Raw genomic sequence first — 21,629 nt, 5'->3', positions numbered from 1 at the left:
ACCGTGGCCCGGCCGGGCGAGGATCACCCGCTAGAACGCTTCTGGGATGTCGTGCCCCCTTGAACGTGTGGGTGAGCACTGATCCATTAGGCCGCGTCAGGGTGATCACCCAAAGGTTCACACCAGATCGTCGAGACGACCGAAGACGAGGTGAACGAGTGTCATGATCTTTGTGGGCAACGACTGGGCATCAGATCATCACGATGTGTGCGTGATGGATGAACACGGCACCACCCTGGCCACCCGCCGAATACCCGAGAACGCTGCCGGCGCCACCACCATGCATGAACTGATCGCCCGGTATGCCCAAGAGCCTGGCGAGGTAGTGATCGGGATCGAAACCGATCACGGCATGTGGGTCACCGCCCTGGTCGCCGCGGGCTATCAGGTGTACGCGATCAACCCGTTGTCGGTATCGCGGTACCGCGACCGCCACCATGTCGGGGGCACCAAATCCGATAAGGCTGACGCGAAAACGCTGGCTGACCTGGTGCGTACCGACCGGCACAACCATCGGCTCGTCGCCGCCGATACCGTCGCCGCGGACGCGATCACGGTGATGGCCCGCACGCACCAGAACCTGGTGTGGGCGCGTTCAGCGCAACAGAATGTGTTGCGCTCCCAACTGGGCGCCTACTACCCGGCCGCGGTCGATGCCTTCGGCGGCGACCTCGCCCACAAAGACTGTCTGGCGGTGTTGCGTCGCGCTCCCACCCCACGACAGGGTGCGGCACTATCGGTCGCGGCGATCCGCTCGGCCCTGAAAAAGGGTGGCCGACAACGCAATACCGATACCCGTGCCCGCGACATCCAGCACGCCCTACGCGGTGGCGGCCATCTGGGCGCACCCGAGGCACTCACCGCCGCCTACGCGGCGACCGTGACAGCGACCGTGGAAATGCTGGCCGCTCTCAACACCCAGATCATCCAACTGGAAACCACTATGGCCCAGTCTTTTAGAGCGCATCCGGACGCCGAGATCTACCTGTCCATGCCCGGAGTCGGTGACATCACCGGCGCCCGGATGCTCGGCGAGTTCGGGGATGACCCCGAACGCTATGCCACCGCCAAGTCTCGCAGAAACTATGCCGGCACCTCACCACGCACCATCGCCTCAGGCAAAGGGCACGTCGTGTTGGCCCGCCACATCCGCAACACCCGACTCAACGCCGCCGCACTGTGCATGGCGCAAAGCGCTCTGACCGGTAGCCCCGGCGCCCGCGTCTACTACGACAGCCTCCGCGATCAGAAGAAGTCCCACACCCAAGCACTACGCGCGGTCGCCAACCGGCTCATCGGCATCCTCCACGGCTGCCTCACCCACCGCACCCACTACAACGAACACACCGCATGGAACCACCGCACACACCTCGCCGCTTGACACCTTGGACCCCTGGGATGTCTTCGTGGCTCGTCGCTTGCGCTCCTCGCACCTCAGGGACCATTGGGCGGATTCTTTTGAATCAGGGAGCAGGGTGACGCGCCGCCGCCCTCCGCAAGCTCCGGGCGCTCCTCACTGAGTGGAGTCCGTCAGGGCAGGAGGCCGGCGCTGCGGGCGGTCACCACGGCCTCCAGTCGCGACGACGCCCCGAGCTTGCGCATCGCATCCTTCATGTAGCCCTTCACCGTGTACACGGTGACGCCGAGGGTCTCGGCGATCCGGGCGTTCGAGTAACCCAGTGCGGCAAGGGAGATCACGTCCTGCTCCCGGCCGGTCAGGTCCACCTGTGTCTGCGCCACCGGGTTCGCGGCAACCAGGACCTCGGTGATCGCGGCGAGTTCATCGGCGAGCCGGGCGTCGTCGACGGTGTCGGCCAGCGATCGGAGTCGGGCGTAGGCCGCGGTCATCCGGTCGCGCATCTCGGCCTCGTCCTGAGCGGCGTGCTCCAGACGTGCGCGGGATGCGACGATCTCGTGTTCGACGGTGCGCGCCTCCATGGCGAGGACGTCGAGCATCCGCCCACCGATCGGGTCCGGCGTGTGCAACGCACCGTAGAGCACCGCGACGGGCGAGCGGTCGACGATCACCGGCGCGGCCATCATGGCGCGCAGTCCCTCCCGCTCGATGATCGTGTTGTAGCGATGGGTGATGCGTGGGGTGCGGAGGTAGTCGTCGACGACCATCGGGCGGTTCAGCGAGACGACCTTGCCGCCCAGACCGTGGCCGACGTCGACCGACACGCCGTTCAACGCTCCCACCGTCGATCCGGCGAAGTGCTGCAGGCGCAGGTTCGACGGACCGCTGAGGACGCCCGCGAAGGCCAGCGGCACCCCGCTGGACCTGCGCACTCGACGCAACGCCTCGGTGACGATCCCGCTCAGCGGCTCGGGCATCTCACCTCACTTCTCCCCCTCTTCAGGGGGTGTTCCGGGGGCATGTCGCGGAGGACACTGTGACTCAGCTTACTCAGTACGGAGCGAGGTTCACGATGACACAGGCCACCACGAAGCCCGTCGACATGGTCGATCGCTGGTTGGGAATCTACGGGGCGCCCGACGCCGACGCCGCGTCGCTGCTCGTCGACGGTCACGATCCCGACGCGATCGCCTTCACCGTGATCGAGGTCGAGCAGACCGGCGATCAGCAGTCCGGCGGTGTTCGCCCGGTCACCACCGACATCACATATGGCGAGCTCGCCGAGCGGTCCAAGCGACTCGCCGCGGCTCTCGCGGAGATGGGCGTCGGTCGCGGCGACACGGTGGGCGTCCTCATGGGCAAACGCGAGGAACTCGTCGTGTCGCTCCTCGCGATCGCCCGACTCGGCGCGATCTACATCCCGCTGTTCACCGCGTTCGCCACACCCGCGATCGAGATGCGCCTGGCGGCCGGCGACGCGAAGGTCGTCATCACCGAGCCGAGTCAGGCGGACAAACTCGCCGGCATCGACGGGATCACCACGGTGATCGCCGGCGAGCAGTTCGAGGAACTCATCTCCTCGCATGAACCGGTCACCGAGTCGGTGGCGGTCGGGGGCGACGGCACCCTGATCCTGCTCTTCACCAGCGGCACCACCGGGGCACCGAAGGGTGTTCCGGTCCCGGTCAAGGCGCTCGCCTCGTTCGTCGCCTACATGCACTTCGGCCTCGATGTCCGCGCCGACGACGTGTTCTGGAACGCCGCCGACCCCGGCTGGGCCTATGGCCTCTACTACGGCGTGCTCGGTCCGCTGGCCGCCGGCAGGCGCAACCTCCTGTTGCACGCCGGCTTCACCCCCGAGCTGACCGCGAAGATCCTCGGCGAGCTCGGTGTCACCAATTTCGCGGCCGCGCCGACCGTGTACCGCGCGCTCAGCAAGGACTCACGCATCTCCGGGTTCTCGCTGCGCCGGGCGTCCTCGGCCGGCGAACCGCTGACCCCCGACGTCATCGACTGGGCGCTCCGCGCCATCGGCACCGAGGTCCGCGACCACTACGGCCAGACCGAACACGGCATGTTCATCAACAACCACTGGCACGAGTCGGTGCACGAGACCCTCGTGCCCGGTTCGATGGGTCAGCCGATGCCCGGCTTCGCCGCGGGCATCGTCGACGGCCAGATCGCCATCGATGTCCCGGCCAGCCCGCTGATGTGGTTCGAGGGCTATTTGGACGCACCGGAGAAGACCAAGCAGCGGTTCTCGCCGGACGGGCGGTGGTACCTGACCGGCGACACCGGCCGGGTCGACGACGAGGGTCGCTACTTCTTCACGGCACGCGACGACGACGTGATCATCATGGCCGGATATCGGATCGGCCCGTTCGACGTCGAGAGCGTCCTGATCACCCACCCGTCGGTCGTCGACGTCGCCGTCGTGGGTCGCCCGGACGAACTCCGCGGTGAGGTCCTCGAGGCCTTCGTCGTCACCGCCGACGGGGTCGAGGGTTCCGACGCTCTCGAGGCCGAGCTCCAGCAGTTGGTCAAGACGCAGTTCGCGGCGCACGCCTACCCGCGCACCGTGCACTTCGTCGACGCCCTGCCCAAGACACCCAGCGGCAAGATCCAGCGGTTCCTGCTCCGCCAGAGATGAGTCGCTCGGGCGCGTAACGGCGCCACCGCGCGGGAGCGATGAACCGGTTGCGCGGCCCACCGAGCCCGGCCGCGCCCAGACCGACCCCGTCGGCCGGGCTTCGACGACCTCGCCCGACCCGACGCGGTCACCGGACGCGCAACCAGCGGATCACACCCCTATCCGCTGGTTGCGCTTCTCCGTCACTCGCGCGCCTCGGTCGACGGCGACGGGCCCACCAGCGCCCGTACCGATTCGGGCGGCGTCCCTCCGCTGTGGGTGAGCGGGGCGTCGTACACCGTTCGTACCGGGACCACCCCGGTCCAGTCCGTCGACCCCCCGCCCGGCCCACCGGTCCGTGCCTTGGCGATCCACTGACCGTCGGCGATCGGCAACCGGAGGGCGACGGTCGCCGCCAGCTCCTTGCGGGTCGTCGGCCGAACCTCGGCCACACGTCCGGGAATCAGCTTGTCCGACAGCACTTCGAGGTCCGTCTGGGCATCGCCGGACACTTCGAGTACGCCCCGGATCACCGCCGAACGGTAATTCGCCGAGTGGTCGAAGAGAGTGTCGGCGACGACGAGACCGTCCAGGACGAAGACCGTGAAGGTCACCGGCGCACCGGCGGCCACGTGCCGCAGTGCGCCCGCCCCGGTGGAACCGTGGAGCAGGATCGAGTCGCCGTCCCGGGCGAAGAGCATCGGCACCGACCACGGCAGTCCGTCGACGACGGTACCGAGGGTCCCGACCTTCGCCTCGTCGAGCAGCGCGTCGAGCAACGCACGGTCGGCGGCCCGTTCGGGTTTGCGCGTCAGCGACGCGAGCGGCGAAGTCGCGTCGGTCGGGGTGACGCCGTTCGAGGTCATGCGGACATGGTCGCCCGCGTCGGCCCCCGGTTCAACAGATTTGCTGCCTCAGACCAGGACTCTCCCACCCCGGCTGAAAACCACCCAGCAGACCGGGTCGGGCGACATTTCGTCGCCGGCGTCGCGCTGCTGGGCGAATTCCAGACGGTTCCCCCGATTGATGGAAGAACTCGGCTAAACGAGGACCGAACCTGTCCTCTATCGCTCATAACGTGGTCCTCACACCAACCGAGAGGACACATCATGGGCACCTACACCCCCGCGGAAGTCAGCGTCGAGGTCACCGGCGAGAAGCTCGACCTGCTGACCCTGCTCCAGGACCAGCGCAACATGCTCAAGATCACGGCACGCAACCTCTCCGACGCCGATGCCCGGAAGCAGACGACGGTCAGCACCCTCACGATCGGCGCTTTGATCAAGCACCTCGCCCATGGCGAGGAGGGAGCCGCGAAGGTCATCACCGAGCGGGACGAGAACGCGGAGTTCGACATGAGTCAGGCCATGACCGAGTACGTGATGAGCGACGACGAGACCATCGCCGGGTGGCTGGCCGAGTACGACCGTGCCGCGCTCGAGCTCGATCGCGTGATCGCCGACGCCGAGAACCTCGACGAGCTGATTCCCCAGCCCACCGCGCCGTGGGCGCCCGAGCGCGAGTGGTCGTCGATCCGGATGATGATCATCCATCTCATCCGGGAAACCGCGCACCACTGCGGCCACGCGGACATCATCCGTGAGGCGCTGGACGGCCAGACCACCATGGGCGCGGTCTCCGAAGGCCAGGACTGGGCCGAGGGCTGGGCCGACCAGGATTGGGCCCAGTGACGCCCTCGACGGCCTGACCGACAAGGCGCCCTTCACGATCAGTCTCGTCGTTGACCAATCCGCGGATCGCCCGGCACCGAAGACGTTATGAGGCTGCCGGTCAGGCGCAGTCGACACCGCATCACAGATTGGATCAACGATGATCAAGCGAGTTCCCCGCGTAGCAGGAGCGTTGACCGGACTGGTCCTCGCCGTCGGCGTGATGGCCGGCTGTTCCAGCGACGACTCTGACACCTCGAGCGAGACCACCGGCGCGGCAACCGAATCCAGCGCCATGATGAGCGAGAGCGCGATGGCCGATCCCGCCGCCAATCTCGTCGGACCCGGTTGCGCCGCATACGCCGAGGCCAACCCCTCGGGCCCGGCATCGGTCAACGGCATGTCCAGCGTGCCGGTCGCCACCGCGGCTGCCACCAACCCCGAACTCACCACGCTGACACAAGCGCTTTCGGGCCAGTTGAATCCCGAGGTGAACCTCGTGAAGACGCTGAACGAGGGTGAGTTCACCGTGTTCGCGCCGACCGATGACGCGTTCGCGAAGCTGCCCCCGGAGACCGTCGAGCAGCTCAAGACCGATGCCCCCCTGCTGAACAAGATCCTGACCTACCACGTGGTCGAGGGCCAGGCGGCTCCGGACAAGATCGTCGGTGAGCACACCACTCTCGAAGGTCAGCAGGTGACCGTGACCGGTTCGGGCGACAACCTGAAGGTCAACGAGTCGGGCGTCGTCTGCGGCGGCGTCACCACGTCGAACGCTCAGGTCTACCTGATCGACACGGTGCTGATGCCCCCGGCCGGCGAGTGATCTCACCGTAGCCGCTGTGTGACAGCACTTTCCACGATTCTCACCGACGAGACCCGTCGGTGAGAATCGTGCTGTGCGCGGTCAGTGCCGAGCCGGCTCCACCGTGTCGGCCGACTGAAGGCGACTCTCGGACATCGCCGACACCTGGATCGGCACCCCGGTCATGTTGGCCATCCCCGCGAGTCGCTCGAGATCGGCCGGATCGGAGGAGATGAGCGCGTTGACGTTCACTCCGCCGGCACCCAGATCATTCTCCGCCGCTGCATTCGCCTGCGTCCATCCGCCGGAGCCGTTGTGGCCCCAGCCATGCGGAATCGCGACGACACCGGGCTTGATGTCCTCGGTGATGGTGACCGGCAACGAGATCCGTCCGTGTCGGGACGCCACCGTCGCCAGGTCGCCCTCGGCCAGGCCGCGTGCCGTGGCATCGTCTGGATGTATCCGGGCCGCGTGAGACCGTCCGCCGCGCAGCAGCATCGGCGCGTTGTGCTGCCAGCTGTTCTCCGAACGTATCTCCCGCATTCCGATGAGCCGCAACGGATAACCCGTGTCTGCGTCCACGCCCAGTTGCCCGATCTCGGACATCAGTTCCGGCGCAGCCAACCGGATTCGACCGTCGAGGTATGTGACATTCTTGCTCAGCTGCCCAGGTGCGAGGTGGTCGGCGACCACGACCCCATGCGGGTGGTCCTCGACCAGGCGGCGGTAGGTCAAGCCGCCTCGACGCAGACCGAATCGGTCCCCGCCCAACCCCATTCGGATCACCAGGTCGGAGATCCCGCGCGGGGTGACCGGACGCCCAATGCGTCGCGCCAACCGATTGCCGGCATGTAGCGAACGGATCAGCACATTCTCCCGAGCGAGGAAACCGATGAGCTCGTTGATCACCGTCCACTCCTCCCGCGCTTCACCCTGCGGGGGGATCACCGCCTCGGTCGCCTGCTTGAACGGGGTGGTGAACAGCGCCTGGAACGGGAGCAGGAAATCCTCGCGCTCGTACATCGTGGTCGCCGGCAAGATGTAGTCGGCCCGCGCGTTCGTCTCGTTGCGGTAGATGTCCAGCGACACCATGAGATCGAGTTCGTCCAGCGCCGAACGTAATTCGTCGCCGTTGGGTACCGACAGCACCGGATTGCCCGCGCTGACGAACAGGGCTCGCAGCTGTCCGCGACCGGGCGTGGTGATCTCCTTGGCCATCAGCGACGCCGGCGCCGTCCCGAGGACCTGTGGCAGATCGCCGACCCGACTCCGACGTCCGGCCCACCGGAAGCTCGACACCCGTTGCAGTGCGCTCACTCCCAGCCGCTGCCCGGGGATTCCCAGATCGCCGAACATGGACCCGCCCGGCACGTCCAGGTTCCCGGCGACGAGGTTGACCATGTCCAGGAGCGCGGTCGTCAGTGTCCCGGTGCGCCCCAACGACGTCCCGACCCGGCCGTACACGGCCGCCCGCTCCGTCCGGGCGAGCGAGCGGGCGACCTCACGGACGCGCTCCGGGTCGATGTCGGTGCGATCCGCGGTCGTCTCCGGTGCATAGGCCGCGACGAGCGTCTCGAGCTCCCCCACTCCCCGCGCCTGCCGTCGAAGCCGGTCGCGGTCGGCGAGGTCCTCGTCGAACAGCACATGCAGCACGGACAGCAGGAACAGTGCGTCGGTGTCGGGTGTGATCGGCAGCCAGTCGAACTCGCGGGCGGTCTCGGTGTGGCGGGGATCGACGACGACGACGGACCCGCCGCGTGCGGTGATGGCGTTCAAACCCTCGCGGATCCGCGGGGAGCTCATCACACTGCCGTGCGACACGACCGGGTTCGCACCGATGATCACCAGGTAGTCGACGCGATTGATGTCGGGGATCGGTGCGGTCAGCGGGTTCCCGTACAGGAAGTGACTGGCGACGAACCGGTTGTTCACGTCCTGCGATCCGGCCGAATACACGTGCGGTGTGCCGAGCAGGTTCATGAAGATCGCGGTCCACAGCACGTGCCCGGTGGAGAACGTCGCGGGGTTGCCGAAGTACCAACCGATCGAGTCGCTGCCGGAGGTCTGGTGGACCTCGACGAGCCTGCGGCCGATCTCATCGAGCGCGGTCTCCCATGAGACCTGTTCGAACTCGCCGTCCGGGCGTCGCCGGAGCGGGTGCCGGAGACGGTCCGGGTCGTTGACGATCTCGGTGAACGCGATCCCCTTCGGGCATGCGAAACCCCTCGACAGCGGATGCTCCTTGTCGGGCCGCAGCGAGATCAGCCGGTCGTCCTCGACGGTGGCGATCATGCCGCACAGCGGCTCGCAGATCCGGCAATAGGTGTGCTTCTCCATCGGCATCTGTGCGTCCCCTCGACCTCGCTCGATGACGACCGCAGACGGGCTGGCCTGCGGTTCGGTGTGATTCCGTTCACATCTGACGACAAGTGTTGCATGATGACAGCACGCCAGGCAGCCCCACCGAGGAGGTCCCCGTGACCGACAGCGACACCGACACCACACAGCCATCCGTGCGCGACATGATCATCATCGGCGCCGGCCTGTCCGGCATCGACTGCGCTTACCGGTTCACAGAGCAGAATCCCGGCGCCGACTATCTGATCCTGGAACGCCGCGAACGCATGGGCGGCACCTGGGACCTCTTCCGGTATCCCGGCGTGCGGTCGGACAGCGACATCTATTCGCTGAGCTACCCGTTCGAGCCGTGGCGCAAGCCGCGCGCGTTGGCCCACGGGACCGACATCCGGGAGTACATCGAGGACACCGCCGCCAAGTACTCGATCACCGACCACATCAGGTTCGGTCAGCATGTCCTGACCGCCGACTGGGATTCGACGACCGACACCTGGACGCTCGGGGTCGAGGTCGGCGAGGACCGGCGCCGCGAGACATACCGCGCCAGGTTCGTCATCTTCGCGACCGGCTACTACGACTACGACAACCCGTACACGCCGAGGTTCGCCGGTGCCGACGACTTCACCGGTCAGATCGTGCACCCGCAGCACTGGCCGGAGGACCTCGACTACCGAGGCAAGAAGATCGTGGTGATCGGCAGTGGCGCGACGGCGGTGAGCCTCATCCCGAGCCTCGCCGAGCAGGCCGAGCACGTCACCATGCTCCAACGCTCGCCGTCGTACATCTTCTCGTCCAAGCAGAAGCAATACCTCGCGCCACTCGTGCAGAAGCTGCTGCCGCCCCACGCCGCGCACAAGGTCATCCGCACCCGATATGCGGCGCAGACCGCGGCGATCGTGCACCTCACCCATCGGTTCCCGAAGCTCGGGCGCAAGATGATCCGGAGCAACGTCGTGGCGAACCTGCCCGAGGACTATCCGGTCGACCTCCACTTCAATCCCACCTACAACCCGTGGGATCAGCGCATGTGCATGGTCCCCGACGCCGATCTGTTCGCCGACATCGCCGAGGGCACCGTCGAGATGGTCACCGACCACATCGACCGGTTCGACGCCTCCGGCGTCACCCTCACCTCGGGTCGCCACCTCGACGCCGACATCATCGTCACCGCGACCGGGCTCCAACTCCTCGGCTTCGGCGGCACCCGGCTCCGCGTCGACGGCGCCGAGGTGAAACCCCACGACCGATTCGTCTTCAAGAGCTACCTCATCGAGGACGTGCCTAACCTCGCCTGGTCGGTCGGCTACACGAACGCGTCGTGGACCCTGCGCGCGGACATGACCGCTCGCGCCGTCGCCGACCTGGTCAAGTACATGCGCACCAACGGCTACACCCATGCCTATCCCCATCTCGGTTCGGAGGTCATGGGTTCGCGGCCGCTGTGGGACCTCAAGGCGGGTTACGTCGAACGGTCCCCGGAGGCGCTGCCGAAGTCGGGCACGCGGGGTCACTGGCAGGTGCGGCACAACTACTACCGCGACGCCATCGACCACCGGATCAACAAGGTCGAGGACTCCATGGTGTTCGGCCGGGTCTGACTCAGCTCACGCAGACCGGGGTGGTGTCGGCCGACCCGCGCGAGGCGTTACGCCGGTGTGGTCCAAACGGTCGAGATTTCGCCTCAGCACCGTAAATATGCTGGTCAAGCCTTGCTCCTCGCGAGACGCCGCGCCGATACTGGGCTCGGCGAGCGAGCCGTCTCGCTGAATCCGCCCCGCCCCCGCGGAGCGCCACTCCACGGCATGCGTCCCGGCAGGAGTGGACCAGTAGGAGCTCCGAGATGACCTATCCGCCCGGTCCCCCGTCCCACCCGTCGAACCCGTACGGCCCGGTGCCGCCGCAGTCCGACAGCCGGCGCGCCCTCACTCTCGTGCTCGGCGCGATCGTCGTCGTCCTGGCGCTGATCCTCGCCGCGGGCATCGTCTTCGTCGTCAAGGCGCGCGATGGGGACATCTTCGTACCCGGCCTCACCCTCACCGCGGCCAACGATCCGGGGATCGACCCGTTCACCGATCCGGTCCTCGTGGCCGGGGCGGGCGACCTGCCGGCGAATGTCGCCCTCACCGGCACGGCGGGGGCCGCCGACCTCGGCGGCCGCGCGGTGAACGGTACCGACGCCGGGCTGTACGGCTCCGGCGACGCCGCAGCCTGCGACACCGCCGCGCTCAGCAACCGGCTGCTCGCCGATCCGCCGGCGGCGCGCGCGTGGGCCGGGGTCTACGGCATCGATACCGCCGACATCCCGCACTACCTGAACACGCTGACCCCGGTGGTTCTGACGACCGACACCTGGGTCACCAATCACTCGTACACCTCCGGCCGGGCGGTCCCGTTCCAGTCGGTCCTGGAGCGCGGCACCGCGGTCTACGTCGATTCCGCCGGCGTGCCGCGCGCGATGTGTTCCTGCGGGAATCCGCTCGCCCCGCCGGCCGCCGCCCCGCTCGGTGGGTATCGACTCGACGGACAGCCGTGGGAGGGCTACAAGAGCCGGTCGGTCGCCCGGATCGCGTACAACAACCAGCACGTCACCGCGGTCGGCAAGTCGACGACGATCGTCCCCGCGCCGCCGGTCCCGGACCCCGGGGCGCCCGCCGGCGACGTTCTCCAGCTCTTGAATTTCCTCACCGGACAGATCTTTTCGCAACCGGCGGGCGGGTTGCTCGACCTGAGCGGATTCCCGCCACCGTCCGGTCCGCTGCCCACCCCGGCCGCGTTGAACACCCCGTTCGAGGCGGCCACCGACGAAGACGCCGAGCACAACGGCCTCCTCGCAGCGGGCAATCCCGCGGCCGCGCCCGCACTGGAGAAGCGTGCCGAGGAGCACGACGGCCTGCCGGAAGGCGCGCCGTCGACGGACTCCTCGGCCCCCGACTCATCGGGACCGGACTCGGCTGCCCCCGACACCCCCGGTCCCGGCCCGGATTCCCCGGCCCCGGACGCCCCGGTGCCGGCTTCCGACGTACCCGTCCCGGAGGAGCCCGGCTACGAGGCCCCGGGCTCCGAGCTCCCCGGACCTGCGACGGAGCCCGGCGCGCCCGGGCCCGACCAACCGGCCGAAACGCCGACGACGCCGACCTCGTTCAGCGGATCGGGGGAGGTCGTCGGCAGTTTCAGCTTCGTCGACGCCGGGCTGTCGGTGGGCTGTACGGTTCCCGGCGGTCCAGCACTCGGTACCATCACGCTCTCGTGCACCGACGGCGTGACCCGGTCGGTCGCCGGTTCCGCGCTGCACCGCCCCGGGGTGTCGGGCTCCACCACCGGCACCGGGGTGTGGACCCTGACGCTGACGGCGGTCGGCGCGTCGCGATCGGTGACCGTCCGATCGGCGAACTGGATCGCCGCGCCGCCGGCGGCCCCGGCTTCCGAACCACCGGCATCCGACGGCTCCGCGGATCCCGCAACCCCTGCCGAGGAGCTCCCCGACGACACGACCACGACGACGACCACGGAGAGCCCGCCTCCGGCCGACGCCCCCGCCGACCCGGAAGCACCTGCGGGGACTCCGTGACCGCACCACGGGTGTGAGCTGTCCAACAGCAGGCACCCTGGGACGTCCGTACCATCGCGCGCATGTCTGCTCTGACGACGTCGACCCGACGCCCCTCTCGTGACCTCCGCCCGGAATCCGCCCGTAGGCGAGTGCGGGTACGTCTGGCGAGCGTCGCGATCGTGGCGGCGATGGCGTCGCTGGTGATGTTCGCGCCGAGCGCGCATGCGGACCGCGTCATCAACGGGCACCTGGTGGGCGGGAAGATCGAGCAGGCGTACGCCTCGACGGGCGGGTTCTTCAAGTGGGGCGTCCCGACCGGTCCCGAACGCGTGGCCGCCAAGCGCGGCCGTTTCCAGACGTTCTCGCGCGACACGTCGTTCTACTGGCACCCGGCAGCCGACGGCGGCACCGCGCATCAGGTCGGCGGCGCGATCCGGAGTCGATGGCAGCAGGCCGGCGCGGAGCGCGGCGCGCTGGGCTACCCCGTGAGCAACGAGTACCGGTCGGGCAGCGGGCGGAGCAACGACTTCCAGGGCGGCGTCGTCACGTGGTCCAAGACCGGTGGCGCACAGATCGTGTGGGGCCAGATCCGGCAGAAGTGGGAGAACACCGGCGGTGCGGGCGGGTACTTCGGGGTTCCGCTCGGCGGGGAGTATCGGACCGGCGGCCGGTTCGCGCAGGACTTCCTGAACGGCACCATCTTCTGGCCCTGATACGCGGTATCGGCGCGTGTCACTAGGACGTCCAAGTATTGTCGTCGGCATGGCTCCGCGACTCTCCTCCACGAACAGCATCGACGGGATTCTCCGCAGGTCCGCCGCGCGGCATCCCGACCGCACCGCGCTGGTCTTCGACGACCGCGACTACACCTATCGTCAGCTCGACGACGCTGTGTCCGCTGCCGCCGCCGGCCTGCTCGCCCGCGGCCTGGAGCAGGGGGACCGGGTCGCGGCCTATGGCACGAACTCGGATGCCTACGTCATCGGCTTCCTGGCATGCTGTCGCGCCGGACTCGTCCACGTGCCGATCAACTACGCGCTCCGGGGTGACGAGCTCCGCTACCTCGTGGTGCAGTCGGGCGCACGCGCCGTCCTCGTCGACCCCGCGCTGTCCGAGCGGGTCGAGGAGATCCGCGGCGATCTCGCCGACGTCGAGGCCGTCGTCCCGTTGCGGGACGCCGACGACTCGCTGCTCGCGTCGGCCGCATCCGAACCGCCCGCCGCATTCGACTCCCGGGCCTCGGGTGACGACCTCGCGCAGCTGTTGTACACCTCGGGGACCACGTCGAAGCCCAAGGGCGCCATGATGTCCCACGCCGCACTGATCAGCGAGTACGTCTCGTCGGTCATCGCGCTGGACTTCACGGCCGAGGACAATCCGCTGATCGCCATGCCGCTCTACCACTCGGCGGGCATGCACGTCTTCATGCTGCCGTACCTCTCCGTGGGCGCGACCGTCCGACTCATGGCCACGCCGGACATCCCGGAGATCCTGCGGCGCGTCGAGGCCGACCGCATCGGCTCGCTGTTCCTCGCTCCGACCGTGTGGGTTCCGCTGGCCAATCATCCCGACCTCGCCACCAGCGATCTGTCCTCCTTGCGCAAGGCGCAGTACGGCGCGTCGATCATGCCGGTGACCGTGCTGAACCGGCTCCGCGACCAGTTCCCCGGCATGCAGTTCTACAACTGCTTCGGGCAATCCGAGATCGGCCCGCTCGCAACGGTTCTGCGCCCGGAGGAACACGAAGACCGGCCGTCGTCGTGCGGTCGCCCGGTGTTCTTCGTCGAGACGCGCGTCGTCGACACCGACGGGAACGACGTCGAGCCCGGGGTCCCCGGCGAGATCCTCTATCGTTCGCCGCAACTCTGCCGCGGGTACTGGGACAACCCCGCGGCCACCGAGGAGGCGTTCCGAGACGGCTGGTTCCACTCCGGCGACCTCGTCACCCGCGATGCCGAGGGCTTCATCACCGTGGTCGACCGCATCAAGGACGTGATCAACACCGGCGGCATCCTGGTCGCCTCACGTGAGGTCGAGGACACCGTCTACACCCATGAGGCGGTGTCGGAGGTGGCCGTCATCGGCGAGCCGGACGAGAAGTGGATCGAGGCCATCACCGCGGTCGTCGTGGTGCGGGACGGCCGGTCGGTGACCGAGGAGGAATTGATCGAGCACGTCCGGTCCCGGATCGCGCCGTTCAAGGTCCCGAAGAAGGTGCGGTTCGTCGACGAACTCCCCCGCAATCAGAGCGGCAAACTGCTCAAGCGGGAGCTGCGCTCGCAGTGACGGACGTGCGGCGCGTCGGACCTGACATCGTCAGAACCGTTGCGCCGCAGCCACTGCCCCGGGGATGTCGGCGTGTGCGCCCGCCGGTCCGAGTATCCGATGCAGACCCGCCGCGGTCACCTCCGCCCCGGGCTCGATGATCTCTCGCACACGGGCACGGATGTCGGCCGGGGGCGCCAGTCGCAATTCGACGAACCAGTTCGCCAGCAGATCGTCGAGCGCATCGACGGTCTTCTGGTCATCGGTGAACGGCAGCCCGACACTGGTGAAACCGTCGGCGAGGTCGTAACCAGATCGGGTCCATCGGCCGTCGAAACCGTAGACGAATCCGATCCACATGCCGTCGGTGCGCTGCCTCTCGAGGTGAGACGCGATGGCCGGTTCCCACCACGGCGGCGCGCCGCCGAGCAGGTCGGTCTCCGACTCGCCGAAATATGTGGCGCCCTCGCGGAAGTACGTCTCGGAGTACTCGTGATCGTGGCCGACGAGCACCGCCCGGTCGGCACCGACCAGCACCACGTCGACCCAGTTGCCGCCACCGTCGTCGTAGTGCCACCCGTCCGGCGTCGCATACGCGCCCTGCGCCCAGCGTTCTCCTCGTACCGCCAGGAGAGCTGCGTGGGCAGCCCACCTGGATCGCATCTCCGCCGGAGCCGGCAGGTCGACCGTCTGCAACGCCATGTCGTGGCACCTGTCTGTCGGGATTGTCCGACCCAGCGTATTGCCGCGGCCACCGGCCCCGCTCACCGAATCCGGTACCGCTCACCGAAATGGCTGCGCAGCAACGGGATAGGTGAGCGAATCGACGACCGGGACTCGTCCGCAGTACGGTGAGGACCGTGACTCGATGGCATCGCAAGGTTCTGGCATTCGCCGCGTGTGCGGCCGTCGTGATCGGGAGTTCCGGCGCGGCCGGGACCCTCGCCGCCGGTCCGGCCATCGCCTCACCGTCGACTCTCGGCGACACCGGCTCGGTCGTCTCGTCGCGCCCGCTGGCGCCGCAGTTCTGGGTTCCCGGGTCCGCCGACGCCACCGTCCTGACCTACGTCACCACCGACACGTTCGGGAACAAGGCGCTGAGCACCGGGACCGTCTTCATCCCCGAGGGCACCGCCCCGCCCGGCGGCTGGCCGGTGATCTCGTGGGCCCACGGGACATCCGGGATCGGCGACGACTGCGCGCCGTCGGTCCGGGGACCAGGCCTCCCGGAGCGCGACCTGCCGTACCTGGCCAAGTGGATGCAGCAGGGATACGCCATCGTCGCCAGCGATTACGCCGGCCTGGGCACCCCCGGCCTGCATGCCTACCTCGACGGCCGGACCACGGCCCACAATGTCGTCGACATGGTGCGGGCGGGTCGCGAGGTCTCCGCGAGTCTGCCTGCCGCACAGCGGTTGTCACGATCCTGGGCGGCGGTCGGGCAGTCGCAGGGCGGCGGCGCGGCGATCTACACCGCGCGCTACGCCACGCAATTCGGCGGTCCCGCACTCGACTACCGCGGCGCCGTGGGCACCGGTACGCCGGCCTACATCGAACGCCTCGTCCAGATCGCCGGCCCGGGCGTACCGCCGGTGGCGATCACACCCGCGCTGACCGCCTACCTCAGCTACATCACGGCCGGCCTCCGATACGCACACCCCGAACTCGGCATCGATCGCATCCTCACGCCGACCGGCCGGAAGTATGTGGCGCTCGCCGAGACACAGTGTGTCGGCGAGTTCGAGGAGCAGCTCCGGGGAGTCTCCGTCGGCGACTACTTCTCCGCTCCGCTGACCAGCCTGCCGAACTTCTCGGCGACCCTCGCCGACTACCTCGGCATGCCCGAAAAGGGTTTCGACAAGCCGTTTTTCATGGGCCACGGCCTGCTGGACACCGACGTGCCGTATCCCACCACCGCGGCGTACGCCGCGACGCTGGCGGCCAACGGCCAACCCGTGACCTTCCGGACCTATCCGAGTGACCACAGCGGAACACTGGTTCGGTCGCAAGCCGACACGATCCCGTTCCTCGATCGGCTCTTCGGCAAATAGTCACTCATCGCGCGGTAGATCTCTCGCTCACCCCGGTACCGGCGCGACGGCGTCCCATGGCACGATGGACGGCACCGGTTGAGCAACTGCCGTCATACGTTTCGCCGGGACGGGGCCGCACGCCGGCCTGCTGTAGTCCCCCGTAGAGAGGGCCACCACCGATGCAGGCAGAACATCCTGACGCTGTGATCGTCGACGACAACGGCCTGAGTGCCGGACGCGCCCTGATGACGGTGGTGTCCGCGGCACACGAGCAGCTGGTGATCCTGACCGTGGAGGGCAGCATCGACGTGCTCACCGCTCCGCAGTTGTCCGAGGCGGTCTCCCAGGCGCTCAGCGGGCAACCGGACGGTCTGATCATCGACCTGACCACCACCGAATTCCTCGCCTCGGCGGGCATGGCAGCGCTCGTCGCCGCCCATGAGGCGATCGCGCCGAGAGGCATGTTCGGGGTCGTGGCCGCCGGTCCGGCAACCACACGGCCCCTCACCGTGATGGGACTCGACCAGACGATGGTGCTCTACCCGACACTGAACGACGCGGTCACGGCCATGACCACCACAGAGGGGCTGGCCGACCGTCCGGCTGGTTAGACGCCGATGGTCCGGATTTCCTCGGCCCACCCGCGCCCCGAGGACTCGGACGGCGGCCTGACGCTGTCGGTGACAGCCACGCCCGAGTCCGCCCACCTCTTTCGGCAGCACTTCACACGGTGGCTGGACGCGACGCTCGACGTGGACGCCGAACGTCGCAGCGACATCGTCCTCGCGGTCTACGAGGCCGTGGCCAACGCGGCCGAGCACGCGTACGCCGCTGACGCGCCCTCGCCCGCCGCCCAGTCCCCCGCCGCCCAGTCCTCGGCCACACGGTCCCGTGCCATCGGGGTTCGCGCCCACGTGACGCGCGACGAATCGCTGGAGGTCACGGTCACCGACTCAGGGCGCTGGAAATCCGATGCCTCGTCGTCGCCCTATCGCGGGCGCGGCCTCGCATTGATCTCGGCGCTCAGCGACGCATCCGACGTGACCAGCGGGCCCGACGGGACCTCGGTGACGTTGCGCTGGCATCAGCGGCTCAGCGTCTGAGCGGTGGTCCGAGTGCGTGTCCCCAAGGCTGGGGACACAACTACTCGTTGTCGGTTGACAACCTGTGCCTGACTCAGCCGGGTCACCGACCTTGGAGTACGGTTCGGGCAACGAGTTCATCGCGGGGTCTGTTCAACCGACCAAGTCTGTCGGCCAGGTCACCTAACCTGAACTCCGAGGCGGGTTCGGGGCCGGCCGTCGAACAGCTCGGTGGAGCGTGCTCCCGATCCCGACATCGCTGCACAATGCGCATGCTCGTCAGCGCACGAGGAAGGGAGTCGACATGACCGACTTCACCGTGGACTCGAACATCGACGACGCCTGGCGCACGTTCGCCTTGCACGTCGGCGATCGCCTGTCGCATCTCGAGCCGGGCGAGACCCTCACGATCCAGCAGGACCCGATGATCCCGGAGGGACCCCACGGGACGCTGCGGTTCACGATCACCGGTTCACGTCGGCTGCGCTGCACGATCGACGACACCGACCTGCATCCCACCCCGGAGTACTTCGCCGAGCACGTGGCCATGCTCGCCTCTCTCGGCTGGCGGCGCCTGCGCAACGGCACCCACATCTTCGAGGTCGGCCGACGCCGCGTGGATCAGCTCGCGCACGTGACGGTGCTGACGCTGCGTCAGGTCTGGGAGGTCGTGCACCCCGCGTTCCTCGACCATTCCCCCGCCGCTCGCCCCGAACCCCGGATCGAGGTCGCGGTCCAGCCCTTCGACGCCGACCATCTGCGCGCGTTGCTCGTCGGCTCGCTCGAAGACCTCACCGGTTGCCGCATCCAGACCGACGCCGACGGTGACATCGCCCTGCCCACCAAGCCGGTCTCGTCGTGGTTGAGTCCGCGCAGTGACGCCCCGCGGCTCGAGTTCTTCGCTCGCCTGGCCGGCGACATCACCGACCGCCGGCGCGCCGCCGACATCGTGGCCGCCCAGCCGACCATGGGTTCGGCGGTGCGCGTGCACCTGCTCGAGAACGAGGTCTTCGCGACGCTGACCGTCGAGTGCGCGGTCTTCCACCCGCACAACCTCAGTTCGGCCCTGGCCGAGTGGTTCTCGTTCCTCGCCGACTGCGCACCGTCCGTCATCGCCAAGGTCGGCGAGGACACACCCCTGACCGCGCGGAACGACGGCCGGCTCCCCGACGCCCTGCAGACGCTGCTCGAGCTCGACCCGGACGGCCGGTCGTTGAGCGCCCGCGAGGTCGCCAAGATCTGCCGCTACAACCAGGCCGACATCCTCTCCTACATCCACACCAGCGAAGAACAGCACCTCACGTGGCGGCGCTCGGCGGTCGACGCGGCCGCCGCGTCGGACTCGGTGCAGGCCGATGCCTGTCGTCACGAGGCCGACACCTGGAAGGCGACCACGCACAACCTGCGGGCCGCTCTCCGCGTCGTCGTGCTGTCCGACGACGACACCGCGGACAGCAGCTCATCAGCCAAGTGATCCCGGCAAATCGGGATCCGAATCATCGGCGCACGTAGTCTGCGCGGACGATTTTCGACGCCGCCCATCGCGCCGGAGGCCGGCGAGGCGTTCAATTCTTTAGGCCACCCTCAGCGGTTCGCGTCACCGATCGGAGCCCTCGCATGGCCATCACCACTGATCGCGGCGCGCTCACGTTCACCTTTCCCGAACTCGGTCGCGACGCGCGCTTGCACGTCACGTTCCAGCGAACGCTGCGGACCCCCGACCCGGTCGGAGGATGCGGCTCGGCCGGCGGCGACGGCGCCCTGCGCCTCGCCCAGGGCTCTCCCGACGGGGACGCACACGCGACGATCCCGATGTGGCAGTCCGAGGCCACCTGGCTGGATTTCTCCTCGCCGCACCTGCATCCGTTCCTGGTGATGGTCGGCGTCGACGGTGTCAACGCGATCAGCGGTGAGGTGTTCACCGGGGTGCCGGACTTCGACGCCGGCGACTATCTCGAAGTCCCCACGCAACCGTCGCTCGCCTCGCACCGGGGGCCGGCCGGCGGTGGATTCGACGATCAGCAGTTCCTCGCCCCCTCGACGCACACCGTCGGGGACGGCGGCCGACTCGGGACGCTCGTGCAGCTGGCCGTCATCCCGATGCGCGCCGACGCGTGGGCCCGGCGACGACGCCATCGTCCGTCAGCGCCCGGCACCTGCGTGCTCTGCGACATCTCTCGAGCCGAACGAGAACGAGCGCATCCCCGCCTCGCCGCGCCGCTCGTGACGGGTCCGCTCGAGTCCGTCGACACCTGGCACCCGACGATCTCCGACGCCGCCACGGTCCGCATCGTCAACTCGATCGCATGGAGGTCGATGACCGGTGAACCGGTGCCGCGGGCCGCGCCGACGAGCGCCGACTACGCCGCGCACAGCCTTCCCTGGCACCCCGTCTTCGACGAGACGGTCGAGCACTCGGCACCCCGCTAGTTCTGTCGCGGGTGTCGCCCCGGGTGTCTGCTCCGCGTCGTACTATTCGGATCCGGTCCGCGTACGTCCCGCCCAGGAGGAACCCGCATGTCCCCCGACTTCGACGCCGTCCTCGAGGCGGCCTGGCGGGACTTCGCCGACACTCTCGCGGTCCGGGTGCCACGCCTCCTGCCGGGTCAGAGTCTCGCCATCGTCGAGGCGGCCGCCGGGGGATGGCGTCGACGGATGACCTTTGCGGTGACCGGAACCCTCGGGTCGACCGAACGCCTCCGCTGCACCATCTCCGCGGGTGACCTCACCTGGACCGACAAGGACCGGTGGATGCGACAGGCCACCTACATCGTCGACCGCGGCTGGTGTCGGCTCGAAGGTCGGAGCGCCTTCTGTTTCGAGGTCGACCCCCTCCGGTTCGCCGACCTCGCCGACGCCGCCGTGCGGGCCCTGCGCGAGGTGTGGGGTGTCATCCATCCGTCATTCGTCAGCATCGGCGACCCGTCCTTCGCCCGCCACCACTCACCTCTGCCCGCAGACGATCTCGACGCCGAGCGGGACCAGGCCCGGTCATCGGAGTCGAGCCGCGTGGTCGGCGAGGATCCCGACGACACCGTCCGCATCACCGACGCCGACACACTCCGCTTCACCGCGCCGCCCCGATTCGTCGACGCCCCCGCGGAGGGCGGGGTGATCCCGCAGTCGAAAGACCATCTCGTCGAACTGGTCCGCGCCGCGATGACCGCGGCGGGCCGTCCCGCCGTGGTCAGTCCGCGCAAGGCCATCTTCCTGCGGTCGACGGGCACCTCGCTGTTACGACCGACCCGAGATGCCCGCTCGCTGGAGATCGTGACCATCCTCAGCTCGTCGGTGCCCGCACCCTCGCTGCTCGGGATGGTGGTCGCGGAGTTCTCCCCGCGATGGCCCGAAGTCGCGGTGGTCGTACGCAACGGACTCGTGTACGCGCAGCGCCGGATCGACGTCGCGGTGTTCAGTCCCGCGAACCTCGATGCCGCCCTCCGGCGCTGGGACGACTTCGCCAGGTCGGCCCGCGGCGACATGATCAGGCGGCTCGGCAGCCAGCCGAAACTGGATCATCGCCGCCGCGGCGATCGGTTGCCCGGCGCCCTGCTCAGTCTCCTGCGGGTCAACCAGAAGCTCGACAACAAGCTGTCCCCGACGACGGTTCTCGCGGCGTGCCACCGGGATCGGGAGCGTGTGCACGAGTTCTTCGACATCTGTGCCGCCGAGATGCGCGAGTGGATGGACAATCTGACGACAGCCCGCAATGCCGAGCTCGGCGCCGAGGAGATCGCACTGTGCGAGGCCGAGCACCAGGCCTACGCCCGCGTCGCCCGCCTGCTCCTCAGCGCCATGGACCTCGCTGACGGGGCATCGGAGCCGTCGCAACGCCCCCCTGCTCCCTAGTCCGAAAGGAGCGACCCCCTCTGCTCCCTGA

18 protein-coding genes are annotated in these 21,629 nt (G+C 68.5%); 14 read left to right on the top strand and 4 right to left on the bottom strand.

Annotated features, from left to right (window positions below; all coding sequences use genetic code 11):
• Positions 1–163: 163 nt before the first annotated feature.
• On the top strand, positions 164–1,381 hold the full coding sequence (locus BCM27_RS00785; RefSeq protein ID WP_068884355.1) for an IS110 family RNA-guided transposase: 1,218 nt from the start codon (positions 164–166) through the stop codon (positions 1,379–1,381).
• Between the two features lie 149 nt (positions 1,382–1,530).
• Here the strand turns inward: BCM27_RS00785 and BCM27_RS00780 are convergent, their stop codons facing one another.
• Complete coding sequence (locus BCM27_RS00780) at positions 1,531–2,334, bottom strand: helix-turn-helix transcriptional regulator (protein WP_004019679.1); 804 nt, start codon at positions 2,332–2,334, stop codon at positions 1,531–1,533.
• Positions 2,335–2,429: 95 nt separating this feature from the next.
• On the opposite strand from BCM27_RS00780, the gene BCM27_RS00775 reads away from it, so the two are divergent.
• Positions 2,430–4,007, top strand: a complete 1,578-nt coding sequence (locus tag BCM27_RS00775; protein WP_004019681.1) for an AMP-binding protein — start codon at positions 2,430–2,432, stop codon at positions 4,005–4,007.
• A 182-nt stretch (positions 4,008–4,189) separates the two neighbouring features.
• Here the strand turns inward: BCM27_RS00775 and BCM27_RS00770 are convergent, their stop codons facing one another.
• Positions 4,190–4,852 carry a pyridoxamine 5'-phosphate oxidase family protein gene (locus tag BCM27_RS00770; RefSeq protein ID WP_004019682.1) on the bottom strand — a complete coding sequence of 221 codons (663 nt, stop codon included), beginning with the start codon at positions 4,850–4,852 and terminating at the stop codon, positions 4,190–4,192.
• Positions 4,853–5,095: 243 nt separating this feature from the next.
• Between BCM27_RS00770 and BCM27_RS00765 the strand changes: the two genes are divergently transcribed.
• Together BCM27_RS00765 and BCM27_RS00760 are read left to right on the top strand one after the other, a co-directional pair.
• Positions 5,096–5,677: a mycothiol transferase gene (locus tag BCM27_RS00765; RefSeq protein WP_004019683.1), complete on the top strand. Its 582-nt coding sequence runs from the start codon at positions 5,096–5,098 to the stop codon at positions 5,675–5,677.
• Positions 5,678–5,816: 139 nt separating this feature from the next.
• Positions 5,817–6,482, top strand: coding sequence for a fasciclin domain-containing protein (locus BCM27_RS00760; RefSeq protein ID WP_004019684.1), 666 nt, complete (start codon positions 5,817–5,819; stop codon positions 6,480–6,482).
• Between the two features lie 81 nt (positions 6,483–6,563).
• Here BCM27_RS00760 and BCM27_RS00755 read toward each other — a convergent pair whose 3' ends face one another.
• On the bottom strand, positions 6,564–8,804 hold the full coding sequence (locus BCM27_RS00755) for a molybdopterin-containing oxidoreductase family protein (protein ID WP_004019685.1): 2,241 nt from the start codon (positions 8,802–8,804) through the stop codon (positions 6,564–6,566).
• Positions 8,805–8,983: 179 nt separating this feature from the next.
• On the opposite strand from BCM27_RS00755, the gene BCM27_RS00750 reads away from it, so the two are divergent.
• From BCM27_RS00750 to BCM27_RS00735, 4 genes are all read left to right on the top strand, one after another.
• Positions 8,984–10,417 (top strand): flavin-containing monooxygenase, encoded by a 1,434-nt coding sequence (locus BCM27_RS00750; RefSeq protein ID WP_373278280.1) that lies wholly within the window; start codon positions 8,984–8,986, stop codon positions 10,415–10,417.
• Between the two features lie 242 nt (positions 10,418–10,659).
• Positions 10,660–12,387 carry a DUF6777 domain-containing protein gene (locus BCM27_RS00745; RefSeq protein ID WP_004019687.1) on the top strand — a complete coding sequence of 576 codons (1,728 nt, stop codon included), beginning with the start codon at positions 10,660–10,662 and terminating at the stop codon, positions 12,385–12,387.
• Positions 12,388–12,449: 62 nt separating this feature from the next.
• Positions 12,450–13,082 (top strand): LGFP repeat-containing protein, encoded by a 633-nt coding sequence (locus BCM27_RS00740; protein ID WP_033206529.1) that lies wholly within the window; start codon positions 12,450–12,452, stop codon positions 13,080–13,082.
• Between the two features lie 49 nt (positions 13,083–13,131).
• Complete coding sequence (locus BCM27_RS00735) at positions 13,132–14,655, top strand: fatty acyl-CoA synthetase (protein ID WP_004019691.1); 1,524 nt, start codon at positions 13,132–13,134, stop codon at positions 14,653–14,655.
• 30 nt (positions 14,656–14,685) lie between these two features.
• Here BCM27_RS00735 and BCM27_RS00730 read toward each other — a convergent pair whose 3' ends face one another.
• On the bottom strand, positions 14,686–15,336 hold the full coding sequence (locus BCM27_RS00730; RefSeq protein WP_004019693.1) for a hypothetical protein: 651 nt from the start codon (positions 15,334–15,336) through the stop codon (positions 14,686–14,688).
• Between the two features lie 158 nt (positions 15,337–15,494).
• Here BCM27_RS00730 and BCM27_RS00725 point away from each other — a divergent pair, with 158 nt between their 5' ends.
• From BCM27_RS00725 to BCM27_RS00700, 6 genes are all read left to right on the top strand, one after another.
• Complete coding sequence (locus BCM27_RS00725; RefSeq protein ID WP_004019694.1) at positions 15,495–16,685, top strand: lipase family protein; 1,191 nt, start codon at positions 15,495–15,497, stop codon at positions 16,683–16,685.
• 161 nt (positions 16,686–16,846) lie between these two features.
• Positions 16,847–17,278, top strand: coding sequence for an STAS domain-containing protein (locus tag BCM27_RS00720; RefSeq protein ID WP_004019695.1), 432 nt, complete (start codon positions 16,847–16,849; stop codon positions 17,276–17,278).
• A gap of 6 nt (positions 17,279–17,284) precedes the next feature.
• Complete coding sequence (locus tag BCM27_RS00715) at positions 17,285–17,770, top strand: ATP-binding protein (protein WP_004019696.1); 486 nt, start codon at positions 17,285–17,287, stop codon at positions 17,768–17,770.
• Positions 17,771–18,053: 283 nt separating this feature from the next.
• A complete protein-coding gene (locus BCM27_RS00710; RefSeq protein WP_004019697.1) occupies positions 18,054–19,223 on the top strand; it encodes a TY-Chap domain-containing protein in 1,170 nt (389 codons plus the stop codon).
• A gap of 143 nt (positions 19,224–19,366) precedes the next feature.
• Positions 19,367–20,179, top strand: coding sequence for a hypothetical protein (locus BCM27_RS00705; protein WP_004019699.1), 813 nt, complete (start codon positions 19,367–19,369; stop codon positions 20,177–20,179).
• A gap of 87 nt (positions 20,180–20,266) precedes the next feature.
• Positions 20,267–21,598 (top strand): TY-Chap domain-containing protein, encoded by a 1,332-nt coding sequence (locus tag BCM27_RS00700; RefSeq protein WP_004019700.1) that lies wholly within the window; start codon positions 20,267–20,269, stop codon positions 21,596–21,598.
• Positions 21,599–21,629 lie beyond the last annotated feature (31 nt).

The sequence above is a fragment of the Gordonia terrae genome (assembly GCF_001698225.1).
GTDB lineage: Bacteria > Actinomycetota > Actinomycetes > Mycobacteriales > Mycobacteriaceae > Gordonia > Gordonia terrae.
This window is presented reverse-complemented; position numbering and strand designations above follow the sequence as displayed.

Bases quoted from the DNA above. Each gene is read 5' to 3' on its own strand.
- BCM27_RS00785 (WP_068884355.1), top strand. From the start codon at position 164: ATGATCTTTGTGGGCAACGACTGGGCATCAGATCATCACGATGTGTGC.
- BCM27_RS00780 (WP_004019679.1), bottom strand. From the start codon at position 2,334: ATGCCCGAGCCGCTGAGCGGGATCGTCACCGAGGCGTTGCGTCGAGTG.
- BCM27_RS00775 (WP_004019681.1), top strand. From the start codon at position 2,430: ATGACACAGGCCACCACGAAGCCCGTCGACATGGTCGATCGCTGGTTG.
- BCM27_RS00770 (WP_004019682.1), bottom strand. From the start codon at position 4,852: ATGACCTCGAACGGCGTCACCCCGACCGACGCGACTTCGCCGCTCGCG.
- BCM27_RS00765 (WP_004019683.1), top strand. From the start codon at position 5,096: ATGGGCACCTACACCCCCGCGGAAGTCAGCGTCGAGGTCACCGGCGAG.
- BCM27_RS00760 (WP_004019684.1), top strand. From the start codon at position 5,817: ATGATCAAGCGAGTTCCCCGCGTAGCAGGAGCGTTGACCGGACTGGTC.
- BCM27_RS00755 (WP_004019685.1), bottom strand. From the start codon at position 8,804: ATGCCGATGGAGAAGCACACCTATTGCCGGATCTGCGAGCCGCTGTGC.
- BCM27_RS00750 (WP_373278280.1), top strand. From the start codon at position 8,984: ATGATCATCATCGGCGCCGGCCTGTCCGGCATCGACTGCGCTTACCGG.
- BCM27_RS00745 (WP_004019687.1), top strand. From the start codon at position 10,660: ATGACCTATCCGCCCGGTCCCCCGTCCCACCCGTCGAACCCGTACGGC.
- BCM27_RS00740 (WP_033206529.1), top strand. From the start codon at position 12,450: ATGTCTGCTCTGACGACGTCGACCCGACGCCCCTCTCGTGACCTCCGC.
- BCM27_RS00735 (WP_004019691.1), top strand. From the start codon at position 13,132: ATGGCTCCGCGACTCTCCTCCACGAACAGCATCGACGGGATTCTCCGC.
- BCM27_RS00730 (WP_004019693.1), bottom strand. From the start codon at position 15,336: ATGGCGTTGCAGACGGTCGACCTGCCGGCTCCGGCGGAGATGCGATCC.
- BCM27_RS00720 (WP_004019695.1), top strand. From the start codon at position 16,847: ATGCAGGCAGAACATCCTGACGCTGTGATCGTCGACGACAACGGCCTG.
- BCM27_RS00715 (WP_004019696.1), top strand. From the start codon at position 17,285: ATGGTCCGGATTTCCTCGGCCCACCCGCGCCCCGAGGACTCGGACGGC.
- BCM27_RS00710 (WP_004019697.1), top strand. From the start codon at position 18,054: ATGACCGACTTCACCGTGGACTCGAACATCGACGACGCCTGGCGCACG.
- BCM27_RS00705 (WP_004019699.1), top strand. From the start codon at position 19,367: ATGGCCATCACCACTGATCGCGGCGCGCTCACGTTCACCTTTCCCGAA.
- BCM27_RS00700 (WP_004019700.1), top strand. From the start codon at position 20,267: ATGTCCCCCGACTTCGACGCCGTCCTCGAGGCGGCCTGGCGGGACTTC.